The following is a 13213-nucleotide window of genomic DNA, read 5'->3' as shown; positions in this document are numbered from 1 at the left end:
GGCGTCAGCGGTGCCGGGTCATCACGACGATGGGGATCACTTCGCCAGGAAGGCGAGGAGCGCGTCGGTGACCTCCTGGGCGTGGGTCCACAGCAGACCGTGCGGGGCGCCCTCGATCTCGACGTACTCCGCCTGGGGGAGCGCCCGGTGGAACGGGCGGCCGGTGGACTCGATGGGCAGGATGCGGTCGGCGGTGCCGTGCACGATGAGCGCCGGAACGTCGATCTTGGGGATGTCGGCCCGGAAGTCCGTCGTCCAGGTGGGGACGACCGCGGACGAGGCATACCAGGAGGCGCCCGCTGCGGTGTTCCAGTTGGCCCGGACGACCTCCTCGCTCAGGCGGGTGCCGAGGTTCTCGTCGGTGTTGTAGAAGGCGTTGTAGAACTCGGTGAAGTAGGCGTAGCGGTCCTTGGTCACGGCCGCGAGGATGCCCTCGAACACGCTGCCGTCGACGCCCTCCGGGTTGTCGTCCGTCTTGAGCAGGAACGGTTCGAGGGAGGCCAGGAACGCGGCCTTGGCGACCCGCGCCGAGCCGTACGTGCCGAGGTAGCGGCCGACCTCGCCGGTGCCCATGGAGAAGCCGACGAGGATCACGTCGCGCAGGTCGAGGGTCTCCAGCAGCGTGTTCAGGTCGGCGGCGAAGGTGTCGTAGTCGTAGCCGACGGTGGGCTGGCTCGACTGGCCGAAGCCGCGGCGGTCGTAGGTGATGACGCGATAGCCGGCGTCGAGCAGGGCGGGGATCTGCTTCTCCCACGAGTGGCCGTCCAGCGGGTAGCCGTGGATGAGCACGATCGGCTGCCCGGTGCCGTGGTCCTCGTAGTAGAGGTTGATGTCGGTGCTGTTCTCCTGGCCGACAGTGATGTACGCCATGACGCGCTCCTTCTGATCTCCGTTGCGGTTCGCAATCTTGGTACGCGCTAGAGACTAGACCACGATTAAGTTGTGCGCAAGGTAATCGCGTCCGAGGAGTCCGGATGTGAGTACGATCACGGGTGTGCCGGTCGCGCCGCGGCCCGGGGGAAGGGTGGAGAAGGATGCTGGCCGGTTTGCGGAGGATCGGTTGGGGAGCGTTCGCGCTCTTCCTGGCCGCGTTCGCGGTCTTCGAGAGCGTCAAGTACGGCCTGCCGACCACCCTCGCCGCGCTCGCGTTCTTCGCGTTGATCGACATCGCGCGGCTCGCCGGGGTCCGGCCGCCCGGCGTGCTCTACCAGGCGGTCCACCGCGTGTGGATCCCGCTCGTGGTGCTGGTCGTCTATTCGTTCGGCCCGATCGTGTGGCCGCCACTGTTCACCGCCGGCCTCGGCTGGCTGGCCCGCATCGCCCTCGAACGGACGCTGGGGCGCCGGGTGGCATCGCGGGATGTGCCGGCCGAGCGGTGAGGGCGGCTCTCAGCCTCGCCGGTCGGCGTGGGCGGTGACGTTGGCGGTCAGGCGGCGCAGGGTGGTGAGCGTGCGGGCGAACTCGTCGGGTTCGAGCGCCATCGCATCGCCGACGGAGGCGAAGACCGCGTCGCTGCGCTCCCGCAGTGCGGCGCCCTTCTCGGTCAGCGTGATCTGCACCGTGCGCTCGTCGTCCACGCGGCGCTCCCGGCGCAGCAGGCCGTTCGCCTCCAGGCGCTTGAGCAGGGGCGTCATCGTGCCGTAGTCGAGCTGCAACGCCCCGCCGAGCTCCTTGACCGCGACGCCCTCCTCGGGGCCGTCCCACAGCACCAGCAGGACCAGGAACTGCGGGTACGTCAGCCCCATCTCATCGAGAATCGGCCGATAGAGGGCGGTGACGGCGCGGGAGGCGGCGTACAGCGCGAAGCACATCTTGTCGTCGAGAACGCGGGGCAGCCCGTCGCTTGTGGTGCTGGTCATCTCTCCACTGTAGGAGCCTGGCCCGCCATTGGCACGTGTACGTTCCAATCGTGCACAAGGTTTTATGTCGAGGGTGACCCGGTGCCGGCCGGGTCACCGCCGACCGGTCAGCCGCAGTAGCGCAGCACCGCGGGCTTGCCGCAGGCCAGAGTCCCCGAGCGGGTGCCGCCCTGCGCGTCCAGGCCGAGGCCGAGGCCGAGGTCGACGTTCACGTCGAGGGCGACGTTGAGGCCGAGTCCCAGGCCGACGTTCGCGTCGGCCTTGGCGCCGAGGCCCACCGCGGCGGTGGCGGTGGCGGGCGTGGTGGCCTTCGGCGCGTCACCGCCGCAGCCCGCGTAGGCGGGCGCGGCGGCGAGGATGCCCGCACAGGTCAGGGCGGCCAGGGACATAAGACGAATAGGGCGGTGCATGAAGATTCCTCATCTCAGGTGTAACCGATCGTGCTTGATCGTCACCCTTCGTATCCGTGTGTAGGTAGCGACAAACTCAGGTCACGCCCGCCGGGGCACCAAAAGCGCGGCGAGAACCGGTGACGAAACGGGCCATTGCCCGCCGGAAAGTACGGACGTACCGTCAGGGCGTGGCAGTCATCCACAGGGAACGTGTGGCCTGGGAGAGCGCCAGGGTGTTCGTCGCGGCCGCGACGGCCGACGCCTACTGGTGGCTCGGTGAGACGCTCGCACGCCGTCTCGGGCAGGGGTACGAATCGGACCTGGCCCGCACCCGCCTGCGCCTCCAGCGCGAGGAGGCCGGGCCGGCGCAGGGCACCCGCGCCGCAGGTGGGGACGCGTTGTCCGCCGAGGTCGGCGCCTGGCGCGCCCGGATCGAGGACGCCCTGACGGAGCGTCCGGAGCTCGCGGACGTCCTGCGGCAGGTGATCGAGGAGACCGGCCGCCGCATGGATAGCCCGCACTCCACCGGCCCGGCGCGCCGGGAATGACCAAGGCCGGGTTGTCCACAGGCTGTGGACAACCCGGCCTCGAATGGCCCGGAGGCGACGTCAGCGGAAGCGGCCTCAACGGAAGCGGCGGAGCCTCAGGCTGTTGCTGACGACGAAGACACTGGAGAAGGCCATCGCCGCTCCGGCGATCATCGGGTTCAGCAGCCCCGCGGCGGCCAGCGGCAGGGCCGCGACGTTGTAGGCGAACGCCCAGAACAGGTTCCCCTTGATCGTGCGCAGCGTGCGCCGCGACAGCCGGATCGCGTCGGCCGCCACCCGCAGGTCACCCCGCACCAGCGTCAGGTCGGCCGCCTCGATCGCCACGTCGGTGCCGGTGCCCATGGCCAGACCGAGATCGGCCTGGGCCAGCGCGGCGGCGTCGTTGACCCCGTCTCCGACCATCGCGACGGTCTTGCCCTCGGCCTGCAGTCGCTTGACCACGTCGACCTTCCCGGCGGGCAGCACCTCGGCGATCACCTCGTCGATCCCCACCTGGGCGGCGACCGCCCGGGCGACCGCCTGGTTGTCGCCGGTCAGCAGCACCGGGGTCAGCCCCAGCGCCCGCAGGTCGGCGATGGCCTGGGCGCTGGTGGGCTTGACCACGTCGGCCACCACCAGCACCCCGCGGGCCTGGCCGTCCCAGCCGACCGCCACCGCCGTACGGCCGGCCGCCTGCGCCTGCTCCAGGGCCTCGGTGAGGTCGGCGGGCAGGTGCTGGGACCACTCGGCCAGCAGCCGGGGCCGTCCCACGAGTACGGCGTGGCCGTCCACGATGCCCTGCACCCCCAGGCCCTCGACGTTGGCGAAGTCCTCGGTGGTGGGCAGCTCGCCCACGCGTTCGGCGGCGCCCCGGGCGATCGCCTGGGCGATGGGGTGCTCGGAGGCGTGCTCCAGCGCCCCGGCCAGCCGCAGCCCCTCCCGCTCGGTGACCCCGCCGGTGGTGTGGACCTCGACCAGGGTCATCCGGCCTTCGGTGACGGTGCCGGTCTTGTCCAGCACGATCGTGTCGATCCGCCGGGTCGACTCCAGCACCTCGGGGCCCTTGATCAGGATGCCGAGCTGGGCGCCGCGGCCGGTGCCGACCAGCAGCGCGGTCGGCGTGGCCAGCCCCAGCGCGCACGGGCAGGCGATGATCAGCACCGCGACCGCGGCGGTGAACGCCGCGCCTGCTCCTTCGCCGGTGCCGAGCCAGTATCCCAAGGTCGCCACCGACAGGGCGATGACGATGGGGACGAAGATCCCGGAGATGCGGTCGGCCAGGCGCTGCACCTGTGCCTTGCCCGTCTGGGCGTCTTCCACCAGGCGGGCCATCTGGGCGAGCTGGGTGTCGGCGCCGATCCGGGTGGCCCGCACCACCAGCCGCCCGCCGGCGTTGACCGTGGCGCCGGTCACCGGGTCGCCGGGCCGCACCTCGACCGGGACGGATTCGCCGGTGAGCATCGAGGCGTCGACCGCCGAGGTGCCCTCCTCGATCACACCGTCGGTGGCGATCTTCTCCCCGGGACGGACCACGAACAGGTCGCCCACCCGCAGCTCCCCGACAGGGATGCGTGTTTCGCGGCCCTCGCGCAGGACGGCGACGTCCTTGGCGCCCAGCTCCAGCAGCGCCCGCAACGCCGCACCCGCCCGCCGCTTGGAGCGGGCCTCGAAGTAGCGCCCGGCGAGGATGAACGCCGTCACCCCGGCGGCGGCCTCCAGGTAGATGTTGCCCGCGCCGTCGCTGCGGGTGATGGTCAGGTCGAACCCGTGGGTCATCCCCGGCACCCCCGCATCCCCGAAGAACAGGGCCCACAGCGACCAGCCCAGCGCGGCGATCGTGCCCAGGGAGACGAGGGTGTCCATGGTGGCGGTGCCGTGCCGCAGGTTGGTCCAGGCCGCCTTGTGGAACGGCAGCCCGCCGTACACCACGACCGGGGCGGCGAGCGTGAGCGACAGCCACTGCCAGTAGGTGAACTGCAGCGCGGGGATCATCGCCAGCGCGATCACCGGCACCGCCAGCACAACCGACACCAGCAGCCGGGTCCGCAGCGGAGCCAGCTCGTCGCCCGGCTCCTCGGGAGCCTGTTCGGGCTTCGGCGGTTCGGGGAGCGCGGCGGTGTAACCGGCCTTCTCCACCTCCGCCACCAGCAGATGGGGGTCCAGATCGGCCGGGAAGGTCACCTTGGCCTTCTCCGTGGCGTAGTTCACCGTGGCGGTGACACCGTCCAGCTTGTTGAGCTTGCGCTCGATCCGGTTCGCGCACGACGCGCAGGTCATGCCGCCGATCGAGAGCTCGACGGTGCCGCCCGCGGCAGACGGCTTGTCGCCGGTGATGGAGGACATCGCTCCTCCTTTCCGCGTCTTGTGCGCTGTCAGTGGCCGGGATGGGCGTCTTCGAGACCATGCCCCGCCGCCGTGCCGGTGGACCGTACGGTGAACGCGGCGGTGTGCACGGTGCCGCCGTGCTTGAAGTCGAGGAACAGGCGGTAGTCGCCGCCGCTCGGTGCCGACGCGGCGAAGGTCACCCCGGCCGCCGTCGTGTCCTCCTCGGGATGCACGTGCAGGTAGGCCAGGTCGCCCGCACGGATCGCGACGAGGTGGCCCTTGGCGCCCAGGTAGGGCTCGAGATCGCCGACCGGCGTGCCGTCCTTGCTCACCGTGAACACGAGCTTAGTCACCTGGCCCGCCGTGAGGTCGCCGGCCAGTGTCACCGTGTATCCGTCCACCTGGGCCGTACGTTCCACCGGCGGCAGCGGCCGGGGCCGGTAGTCGCCGGGGACGAACAGGTCGGCGCCGAGCGTCAGGTCGGGCCCGCCCTCGGGGGCGAAGTCCGCGAACATCCGATAGGCGCCGGCGTCGGGCAGCGTCAGCGGCACCGACCAGACCCCGTCACCGGCCTCCTCCGGGTGCAGGTGCCAGAAGTCGCCGAGGTCCCTGGAGACCACGATGAAGTGCAGCTTCTTCTCGTGCTTCACCTGATAGCGGGTCACCGGCGCGCCGTCGGGCCCGTTGACGGTGAAGCGGAAGTCGGTGGCCTTCCCCCGCTTGAGCGTCGTGGTCAGGGGGACCAGCGTGTAACCGTCCTGGGAGATCTGCAGGCCCGGGGGCGCGCTCGCCACCTCTGAGGTCTGCTCGTGAGCGTGGCCGGGCGCGGAGCCAGCGTGGTCCGCGGGGCCTGTGGAGTCCGCGGGGCCTGTGGGATCCGTATGGCCGTGGGCGGGGCGCGGGGTCGCGCGCGGGGGCTCACCGGAGCCCAGCGCGGTCCCCGCGCCCAGCGCCGCCACGAAGACCACGGCGAGGCCCGCGGCGTACGCGCCGAGCCGGGCCGGGGTGTTCACGAGACACCCGCCACGTCATATCCGGCCTCCCGGACGGCCGCCACGACGGCCGCGTCGTCCACGCCGCCGTCGCTCTCGACCGTCAGCAGGCCGGTGGCCAGGTCCACCTGAACGCCGGTCACGCCGGGGACCACGCCGACCTCTTCGCTGACCGAGCTGACGCAGTGGCCGCAGGTCATACCGGTGACGGTGTAGGTGCTGGTCATGCCGATCACTCCTGATAACTCGTTCCGCATCGACGGGAACACCATACCCCCCTATGGTATTTCTGCGTCAAGCCGGACCCCTGGAGAGAAGGGGCCCAGCGGGCTAGAGGAGGTAGCGGAGCCAGAGGTACGGCACGCAGAGGGCCACCGTGACGACGGTGACCACCAGGCCATATTTGGTGAACTGCCAGAAACTGATCCGCGCGCCGTTGCGCTCGGCGATGCCGAGGATGACGACGTTGGCGGAGGCCCCCACAGCGGTGGCGTTGCCGCCGAGGTCGGCGCCGAGCGCGAGCGCCCACCACAGCACGTTGTGGTCGCCGGGCACCTGCTGCGCGAGGTCGGCCACGATCGGGCTCATCGTCGCGACGTACGGGATGTTGTCCACGATCGCGGACAGTCCGGCCGAGGCCCAGAGCAGGACCATGGTGGTCACGCCGGGCCGCCCGGCCGTCGCCTCCGCCGCCGCCTGCGACACCTGGGCGATCACCCCCGTCTCGACGAGCGCGCCGACCATCACGAACAGCCCGGCGAAGAACACCAGCGTGGGCCACTCCACCTCGCGGAGCGCGTCCTCGGTGGTGATCTTGGTGACCAGTACGAGCAGCCCCGCCCCGAGCAGCGCCACGACCGACGGCTCGTAGTGCAACACCGGGTGCAGCACGAACGCCGCGATGACCACGCCGAGCACGGACAGGCTCTGCACGAGCATGACCTTGTCCTGGATGGCCGCCCGCTCGTCCAGCTGCATGATCTCGGCCGCCCGCTCGGGGTCGTACCGGAACGCCTTGCGGAACAGCAGCCGGCACATTCCGATGAAGACCGCCGTCAGCACGATCACCAGCGGGGTGAGGTGGACGAGGAAGTCGTTGAAGGTCAGCCCGGCGCGCGAGGCGATGATGATGTTCGGCGGGTCGCCGACGAGGGTCGCGGTGCCGCCGATGTTGGACGCCATCGCCTCGGCGATCAGGAACGGCGCGACCGGCAGCGCGAGCCGTTCGCAGACGAGGAACGTGACCGGCGCGATCAGCAGCACGGTCGTGACGTTGTCCAGCAGCGCCGACGCCCCGGCCGTGATCACCAACAGCAGCACCATGAGCCGGAACGGCCGTCCCCTGGCCCGTTTGGCCGCCCAGATGGCGAGATATTCGAAAACGCCGGTCTGCCGCAGCACCCCGACGATGATCATCATGCCGAGCAGCAGGAAGACGACGTTCCAGTCCACGCCGGACTCCTGCGAGAAGAACGCGGAGTCGGCCGCGGTCGCGTGGACCAGCAGCATGATCGCGGCGCCGCCCAGGGCGGCCTTGACCCGGTGGATCTTCTCGCTGGCGATGAGGACGTACGTGGCGACGAAGACGATCGCCGCCAGCCATGCGGTCACCGTCATGTGAGCCGCTTCAGCAGCGCGGAGAGCGTGACCGCGCCCAGCAGGCGGTCGCCGTCGAGCACGGCGACCAGCGGGCTGCGGGTGCGCGCCATCAGCGCGCCGATCTCCAGGAGCGTGGCGTCCGGATCGGTCACCGGAAGCTCGCGCGGCCGTTCCGGCAGCGCCTCGCGGACCGTGCGATCGCCCAGCGCGCGGACGAACGCGTCGGCGTGCGCCTCGTCGATCACCCGGGCCAGCGCGGGGTCGTCCTGGCAATAGCGGGGCACGGCCAGGCGCAGCACCTGCGTGCCCGGCAGGATCGACACCGGCACGCCGCGCTCGTCCAGCACGATCAGCCCGGGCAGCTCGCGCTCGGCCATGAGGCGGGCGGCGTCGGCCACGGGGGAGTCGAGATCCACGGTGGGGAACTGCACTACGAGATCCCGGGCACGCATGCTCTCACCTGCCTGCCACGTGTGGCTGTGCTCATGTCCACCTTCCGGTCGTCGATACGGTCCCCGGGTAGGGGGGACCCATTCGCCGACCAGACTTCCCGGCACACCCCGCATCAGGCTATCGACTGGACAGGCCGTACAAAACCCCTGAAGAGGCGCGGACGAATACCCCCTCGGCGTACGGCAGGCGTCCGAGCGACCCGGCCGGGAGCGGCACCATGCCCCTGAGCGCCTCCGGCACCATCCCCTTGGGCGTCTCCGGCACCGTGCCGTTGGCCGTCTCTGGCGCCGTGCCGTTGGGCGCCTCCGGCGCCTCGGTCAGCAGGGCCGAGAAGGCGAGACGGCGTCCGGTGCGTCCCCGGTGCGAGACGTAGTCGTCCGATCCTGCGAACGTCACCTCTCCCACCGGGGCGAGCCGCGCCAGCGCCGCCTCCACGCTCTCGCCCGGCCGTACGACCGTGGCGGGCAGGCGGTCGGTCTCGTCGTCGGAGTGGACGAGCACCGCGCCGTCGAGCCGGGCGACCAGGCAGACCGTGATCTCCTCGAACCCGGCGCGTACGGCCTCGGCCGCCAGATCGGCGGGGCGGGGGACGTCCCAGCCGTGCAGGGAGAAGAGCGGCGATCCGGAGACGACAGGGGCGGCGTCTGCAACGGCGTCGATGGCCGTGTTGTCCGCCGTGTTGTCCGCCACGGGAAGGCCCGGCGGGCGCGTGGCGTCGTGTGCCGCGTCGTGTGCCGCGTTGTTCGCTGCGGGAAGGCCCGGCGGGGGCGCGGCGTCGATGGTGGCGTCGTGTGCGGCGTTGTTTGCCGTGGGGAGGCCCGGCGGGCGCGCGGCGAGTGCCCGCCGCACGGCCTCGACGCCCGCCCGTGAGTACGGCACGGTCCGCTCGGGCAGCCGGTCGAACGGAAACCAGGCCAGCTCGGCGCACTTGTGCGGCTCGGCGTTGACCGGTGTGCCGGTGATGGAGTGCGGCATGAGGAACATCCCGATCCGTGCCGTCCCGCCCGCATTGTGGTGATGCATGACGTGGACGACCTCGCAGCCGTCCACCTCGATGCCGAGCTCCTCGCGGGCCTCGCGGACGGCGGCGTCCACCACCGACTCGCCCTCCTCCAGGTGCCCGGACGGCATGATCTGCCACTCGCCGTCCGCATAGCCGGTGCCCTGGCGGCGGCCGAGCAGCACCTTCTCTCCATCGGTGAGCAGCAGGTGCACGTCCACGACCGGCCGATAGCGGCCCGGGGCGTACGTCGCGGCGTCGAGCAGCTTGGGCAGGGTCGCGGCGTTCGCGGAGATGTACTCCCCCAGCTCGGGCGGGACCATGTTCAGCGTGCGCGCCTCCTCCGGGCGCACCCGCCGCACCTCGTGCAGGCCGATGTCCGGTTCGAGGAACTCCGGGCCGCTGCGGCGCGACAGGTCGAGCGACACCAGCCGGCAGGCGAAGACCGTGCTCAGGCGGCCGGGCTCGACAAGGGTGAACACGTGCAGCGCCGGCCCCGCTGTCGCGCCGAGCTCCTCGTCGAGCTCGCGGCGCAGCGCCGCCTCGGGATCGGCGTCGGTGTCCTCCACCCCGCCGCCCGGCGTGATCCAGTACGGCTCCCGCCCCGCCCGCACACGCCGGAACAGGACGATGTCGTCGCCGTCGAACAGGATGGCCCGGACGCTGTGCCGTACGGAGGTCATGCTCCGCATCTTCTCGCGGATGGTCCGGTGGCGGCCCCTGGAAGGGACCGAAATACGGTGAGGAGAGATCTCCCGCAGGGAGATGCTCCATGAGAAGGGATCCACGGGCATGACCGAAATGACCTACCGGCGGCTGGGGGACTCGGGACTCGTCGTCTCGGCTCTCGGCCTCGGCGCCAACAACTTCGGCCGCAGGATCGACATCGACGCCACGCGCGCCGTGGTCGACGCGGCGCTCGACGCCGGCGTCACGCTGATCGACACGGCCGACATCTACGGCGAGTCGGAGGCGTACCTCGGTGAGGTGCTGAAGGGGCGGCGTGACCAGGTCGTCATCGCGACCAAGTTCGGCGGCGACCTGAACGGCGCCAACGGGCCCGACTGGGGTGCGCGGGCCTCGCGGCGCTACGTCCGCCTGGCGGTCGAGCGGTCCCTGCGCCGCCTCAAGACCGACTGGATCGACCTTTACCAGCTGCACTTCCCGGACGGTTCCACGCCGATCGAGGAGACCCTGTCGGTGTTGACCGACCTGGTGCGGGAGGGCAAGGTCCGCTATGTGGGCTCGTCCAACTTCGCGTCCTGGCAGGTCACCGACGCCGACTGGATCGCCCGCACCCGCGGCTTCGAGCGTTTCGTGAGCGCGCAGAACGAATACAGCCTGCTCGACCGCGGAGTGGAGCGGGAGCTCGTCCCCGCGCTGCTGCACCACGGCATCGGCCTGCTGCCGTACTTCCCGTTGGCGAACGGCCTGCTCACCGGCAAGTACCGGCGCGGGGAGGAGCCCCCGGCGGGCACCCGCCTCCAGGGCCGGCCGGAGTATCTGACCGACGCGCGGTTCGAGGTGGTGGAGCGGCTGCAGAAGTTCGCCGAGCGGCAGGGCGTGACCCTGCTGGACGTCGCGATCGGCGGCCTGCTCGCGCAGCCGGCCGTCTCCTCGGTGATCGCGGGGGCGACCCGGCCCGAGCAGATCAAGGCCAACGTCGCGGCGGCGGCGTGGCGGCCGGACGACGCGGCGCTGAAGGAGCTCAACGAGATCGCGAGCTGATAATATGCCGTTGTGGCTATATAGCTGAGCGGGTATGTTCTAGGGCATGTCAGCGACCTTCGACGTACTCGCCGAGCCCGCCAGGCGGCGCATCCTCGACCTGCTGCTCGAACGTCCTCGCCTGGTCGGGGAGCTCACCGAGCGGCTCGGCCTCACCCAGCCCGGCACTTCCAAGCACCTCAAGGTGCTCAGGGAGGCCGGGCTGGTCCGTGTGCGCAGGGACGCCCAGCGCCGGTGGTACGAACTGTGTCCCGAGCCGCTCGCCGAGATCGACGCCTGGCTCGCGCCCTATCGGCGGCTGTGGTCGGACAGCTTCGACGCGCTGGAACGACACCTGGACGCGATGCCCGATCAGTCAGAGGAGACACCGTGAACGCGACACTCGGCATGTACGAAGGACAGGCGGCGTTGCGCATGGAGCGCAGGCTGGCCCACCCCCGGGAGAAGGTCTGGCGGGCGCTCACCGAGCCCGACCGGCTCGGCCAGTGGTTCCCGTTCAAGGTCGTCGAGATGGACCTGCGAGTCGGCGGGAAGATCGCCTTCGACGGCGGCGGCATGACGATGGACGCCGAGATCACCGAGCTCGACCCGCCCCGCCTGTTCGCCTTCCTCCAGCACGCGCCGCGGGAGATGCCGCGCGAGGGCGACAACATCCTGCGTTTCGAGCTGCTGCCCGACGAGGGCGGCTGCCTGCTCGTGTTCACCCAGGTCTTCCAGGACCGGCCCGCCGCCGCGAGCTACGCGTCCGGCTGGCAGGTCTGCCTCGACGCCATGGACGCGATCGTCGGCGGACGGCCCGCGCAGTGGCCCGAGGGGAACTTCGCCCACCTCCATGAGGCGTACGTGGAGGCGCTCGGGCTGGCGGAGGGCACGGCCGAGCGGCTGGACGAGAGCCTTGGCGACCAGGCGGGCGGCGGCTGGCGGGTGCGCTTCGAGCGCCAGCTCACCCGGCCGGTCGAGGAGGGCTGGACGGCCGCCGGCGCGCCCGCCGCGACGCCGGGCGCGCCGGTGCCCGGCGGCATCGGCGAGGGGATCGTCACCGCCGTACGGGAACCCGCCGCCGGGCTTCCCGCGTACGTGGAGTCCGGCGAGCCGGGCAGGCGCGTGCGCTGGGAGCTGTCGCAGGGCACCGGGCACGGCGCCCGGCTGGTCGTCACCGAGACCGGCCTGCCCGACCCCGACGGGCCGCTGCGGGCGTGGCGGGACCGGATAGAGGCGCTGGCGCGGGGCCTGCTCGCCTGAGCCCGGCAGGCGCGGCCGTCACCGGTCGAGCATCTCGCGGCCGAGCGGCCGGCGTCCGCTGCCGACCCGCTGTGGTCACGGCCGAGTGGCCGGGTTCGTGGTCGGGTGGCTACGTTCGCGGCTGACCGGGCTGGTGGTTGCGGCCAGGTGGCTACGTTCGCGGCCGACCGGCTGGTGGTCGCGGGCGAGTGGTCACCGCTTGCGGCCGGTCGGTCAAAGCTTGCGGCCGACGCCGCCGACCGACCAGACCGTGTCTTTCGGTGGTCGCAGCTCGCCGGGCTCCGGTCGCCATTCGGGCACCTGGACGAGGCCGGGCTCCACCATTTCCAGGTCGCCGAACAGCGGCAGGATCTCGGCCTGGGTGGGCAGCCGCAGGCGGCCGTCGTCCTTGACCGCCCATTCGCTGGCGAACAGCAGGGCGAGCCTGTCCGTCACCTCCGGCCGGAGGTCACAGATCGCGTGGCTGATGACCATATAACTGCCGGGCGCGATCGCCTCGCGCAGCCGTGCGGTGATGGACATCGTGAGGTCGTCGTCGTTGATCGCCGCCAGCACCGAGACGAGCAGGACGCCCACGGGCTCGCCGAGGTCGACGAGCTCACGCAGCCGCGGATGGGTGAGGATCGAGCCGGGGTCGCGTACGTCGCCGCGGATCACCGCGACGCGTTCGTCGTCCTCCACCAGCGCCTGGCCGTGGCTGACCACGACCGGGTCGTTGTCCACGTAGACCACGCGGGCGTCGGGAGCGCACTCCTGTGCGATCTCGTGCACGTTGCCCTGGGTCGGCAGGCCGCAGCCGATGTCGACGAACTGGCGGATCCCGGCCGCGGCCAGGAACCGTACGGCCCTGCGCAGGAACTTCCGCCCCTCGCGGCACATCAGGGGGAGCTCCGGCGCGATCAGCAGCGCGGCTTCCGCCGCCTCGCGGTCCGCGGCGAAGTTGTCCTTCCCGCCGAGCCAGTAGTCGTAGACCCGGGCCTCGTTCGGGACGGACGGGTCGAAACCCACAGGCTCGACCGGGGGGAAACCCGGCATGATCCTCCGTTCAGGCCTGATCACCGATCTTACCGGTGCAAGACGGGCCTTGATGAGGATC

Annotated in this window: 15 protein-coding genes; 5 read left to right on the top strand and 10 right to left on the bottom strand. The window is 71.3% G+C overall.

Going from position 1 to position 13213, the window contains the following annotated elements:
- Positions 1-36 precede the first annotated feature (36 nt).
- Entirely contained in the window at positions 37-870 is an 834-nt protein-coding gene (locus tag FLV34_RS17750; RefSeq protein ID WP_142649993.1) for an alpha/beta fold hydrolase, read from the bottom strand.
- Between the two features lie 176 nt (positions 871-1046).
- Between FLV34_RS17750 and FLV34_RS17745 the strand changes: the two genes are divergently transcribed.
- The gene (locus FLV34_RS17745; protein ID WP_222709546.1) at positions 1047-1379 is read left to right on the top strand and encodes a hypothetical protein; all 333 of its coding nucleotides are present in this window, start codon (positions 1047-1049) and stop codon (positions 1377-1379) included.
- A 9-nt stretch (positions 1380-1388) separates the two neighbouring features.
- Here the strand turns inward: FLV34_RS17745 and FLV34_RS17740 are convergent, their stop codons facing one another.
- Positions 1389-1859 carry a MarR family winged helix-turn-helix transcriptional regulator gene (locus tag FLV34_RS17740; protein ID WP_142649991.1) on the bottom strand — a complete coding sequence of 157 codons (471 nt, stop codon included), beginning with the start codon at positions 1857-1859 and terminating at the stop codon, positions 1389-1391.
- A 107-nt stretch (positions 1860-1966) separates the two neighbouring features.
- Positions 1967-2248: a hypothetical protein gene (locus FLV34_RS17735; RefSeq protein WP_147943607.1), complete on the bottom strand. Its 282-nt coding sequence runs from the start codon at positions 2246-2248 to the stop codon at positions 1967-1969.
- Positions 2249-2439: 191 nt separating this feature from the next.
- Here FLV34_RS17735 and FLV34_RS17730 point away from each other — a divergent pair, with 191 nt between their 5' ends.
- Positions 2440-2799: a hypothetical protein gene (locus FLV34_RS17730; protein ID WP_142649989.1), complete on the top strand. Its 360-nt coding sequence runs from the start codon at positions 2440-2442 to the stop codon at positions 2797-2799.
- Between the two features lie 75 nt (positions 2800-2874).
- Here FLV34_RS17730 and FLV34_RS17725 read toward each other — a convergent pair whose 3' ends face one another.
- The 6 genes from FLV34_RS17725 to FLV34_RS17700 form a co-directional block, all read right to left on the bottom strand.
- Positions 2875-5121 carry a cation-translocating P-type ATPase gene (locus FLV34_RS17725; RefSeq protein ID WP_147943606.1) on the bottom strand — a complete coding sequence of 749 codons (2247 nt, stop codon included), beginning with the start codon at positions 5119-5121 and terminating at the stop codon, positions 2875-2877.
- 29 nt (positions 5122-5150) lie between these two features.
- Entirely contained in the window at positions 5151-6116 is a 966-nt protein-coding gene (locus FLV34_RS17720) for a hypothetical protein (RefSeq protein ID WP_142649987.1), read from the bottom strand.
- A complete protein-coding gene (locus FLV34_RS17715) occupies positions 6113-6322 on the bottom strand; it encodes a heavy-metal-associated domain-containing protein (RefSeq protein ID WP_142649986.1) in 210 nt (69 codons plus the stop codon). The genes FLV34_RS17720 and FLV34_RS17715 overlap by 4 nt, the downstream gene beginning before the upstream one ends.
- A gap of 103 nt (positions 6323-6425) precedes the next feature.
- Positions 6426-7712, bottom strand: a complete 1287-nt coding sequence (locus FLV34_RS17710; RefSeq protein ID WP_142649985.1) for an ArsB/NhaD family transporter — start codon at positions 7710-7712, stop codon at positions 6426-6428.
- Positions 7709-8146, bottom strand: coding sequence for a CBS domain-containing protein (locus FLV34_RS17705; protein ID WP_142649984.1), 438 nt, complete (start codon positions 8144-8146; stop codon positions 7709-7711). The genes FLV34_RS17710 and FLV34_RS17705 overlap by 4 nt, the downstream gene beginning before the upstream one ends.
- 118 nt (positions 8147-8264) lie before the next feature.
- A complete protein-coding gene (locus tag FLV34_RS17700; protein ID WP_222709545.1) occupies positions 8265-9830 on the bottom strand; it encodes an NUDIX domain-containing protein in 1566 nt (521 codons plus the stop codon).
- A 109-nt stretch (positions 9831-9939) separates the two neighbouring features.
- On the opposite strand from FLV34_RS17700, the gene FLV34_RS17695 reads away from it, so the two are divergent.
- From FLV34_RS17695 to FLV34_RS17685, 3 genes are read left to right on the top strand one after another with little or no spacing between them, the layout of a single operon-like run.
- Positions 9940-10875 carry an aldo/keto reductase gene (locus FLV34_RS17695; protein ID WP_205830712.1) on the top strand — a complete coding sequence of 312 codons (936 nt, stop codon included), beginning with the start codon at positions 9940-9942 and terminating at the stop codon, positions 10873-10875.
- Positions 10876-10921: 46 nt separating this feature from the next.
- Positions 10922-11248 carry a helix-turn-helix transcriptional regulator gene (locus FLV34_RS17690; protein ID WP_142649983.1) on the top strand — a complete coding sequence of 109 codons (327 nt, stop codon included), beginning with the start codon at positions 10922-10924 and terminating at the stop codon, positions 11246-11248.
- The gene (locus FLV34_RS17685) at positions 11245-12117 is read left to right on the top strand and encodes an SRPBCC family protein (protein ID WP_222709544.1); all 873 of its coding nucleotides are present in this window, start codon (positions 11245-11247) and stop codon (positions 12115-12117) included. Before FLV34_RS17690 ends, FLV34_RS17685 begins: the two co-directional genes overlap by 4 nt.
- A 213-nt stretch (positions 12118-12330) precedes the next feature.
- On the opposite strand, the gene FLV34_RS17680 is transcribed toward FLV34_RS17685, so the two are convergent.
- Positions 12331-13152: an SAM-dependent methyltransferase gene (locus tag FLV34_RS17680; protein WP_147943605.1), complete on the bottom strand. Its 822-nt coding sequence runs from the start codon at positions 13150-13152 to the stop codon at positions 12331-12333.
- Between the last annotated feature and the right edge of the window lie 61 nt (positions 13153-13213).

The organism is Microbispora sp. CSR-4, assembly GCF_008033685.1.
Lineage (GTDB): Bacteria > Actinomycetota > Actinomycetes > Streptosporangiales > Streptosporangiaceae > Microbispora.
The sequence above is the reverse complement of the archived record's forward strand: the minus strand, read 5'-3'. Positions and strand labels throughout refer to the sequence as shown.

What these genes read in the sequence shown, in the direction of transcription:
- FLV34_RS17740 (WP_142649991.1), bottom strand. Translation starts at nt 1,859, where the DNA reads ATGACCAGCACCACAAGCGACGGGCTGCCCCGCGTTCTCGACGACAAG.
- FLV34_RS17750 (WP_142649993.1), bottom strand. Translation starts at nt 870, where the DNA reads ATGGCGTACATCACTGTCGGCCAGGAGAACAGCACCGACATCAACCTC.
- FLV34_RS17725 (WP_147943606.1), bottom strand. Translation starts at nt 5,121, where the DNA reads ATGTCCTCCATCACCGGCGACAAGCCGTCTGCCGCGGGCGGCACCGTC.
- FLV34_RS17680 (WP_147943605.1), bottom strand. Translation starts at nt 13,152, where the DNA reads ATGCCGGGTTTCCCCCCGGTCGAGCCTGTGGGTTTCGACCCGTCCGTC.
- FLV34_RS17710 (WP_142649985.1), bottom strand. Translation starts at nt 7,712, where the DNA reads ATGACGGTGACCGCATGGCTGGCGGCGATCGTCTTCGTCGCCACGTAC.
- FLV34_RS17700 (WP_222709545.1), bottom strand. Translation starts at nt 9,830, where the DNA reads ATGACCTCCGTACGGCACAGCGTCCGGGCCATCCTGTTCGACGGCGAC.
- FLV34_RS17695 (WP_205830712.1), top strand. Translation starts at nt 9,940, where the DNA reads ATGACCGAAATGACCTACCGGCGGCTGGGGGACTCGGGACTCGTCGTC.
- FLV34_RS17715 (WP_142649986.1), bottom strand. Translation starts at nt 6,322, where the DNA reads ATGACCAGCACCTACACCGTCACCGGTATGACCTGCGGCCACTGCGTC.
- FLV34_RS17690 (WP_142649983.1), top strand. Translation starts at nt 10,922, where the DNA reads ATGTCAGCGACCTTCGACGTACTCGCCGAGCCCGCCAGGCGGCGCATC.
- FLV34_RS17705 (WP_142649984.1), bottom strand. Translation starts at nt 8,146, where the DNA reads ATGCGTGCCCGGGATCTCGTAGTGCAGTTCCCCACCGTGGATCTCGAC.
- FLV34_RS17735 (WP_147943607.1), bottom strand. Translation starts at nt 2,248, where the DNA reads ATGTCCCTGGCCGCCCTGACCTGTGCGGGCATCCTCGCCGCCGCGCCC.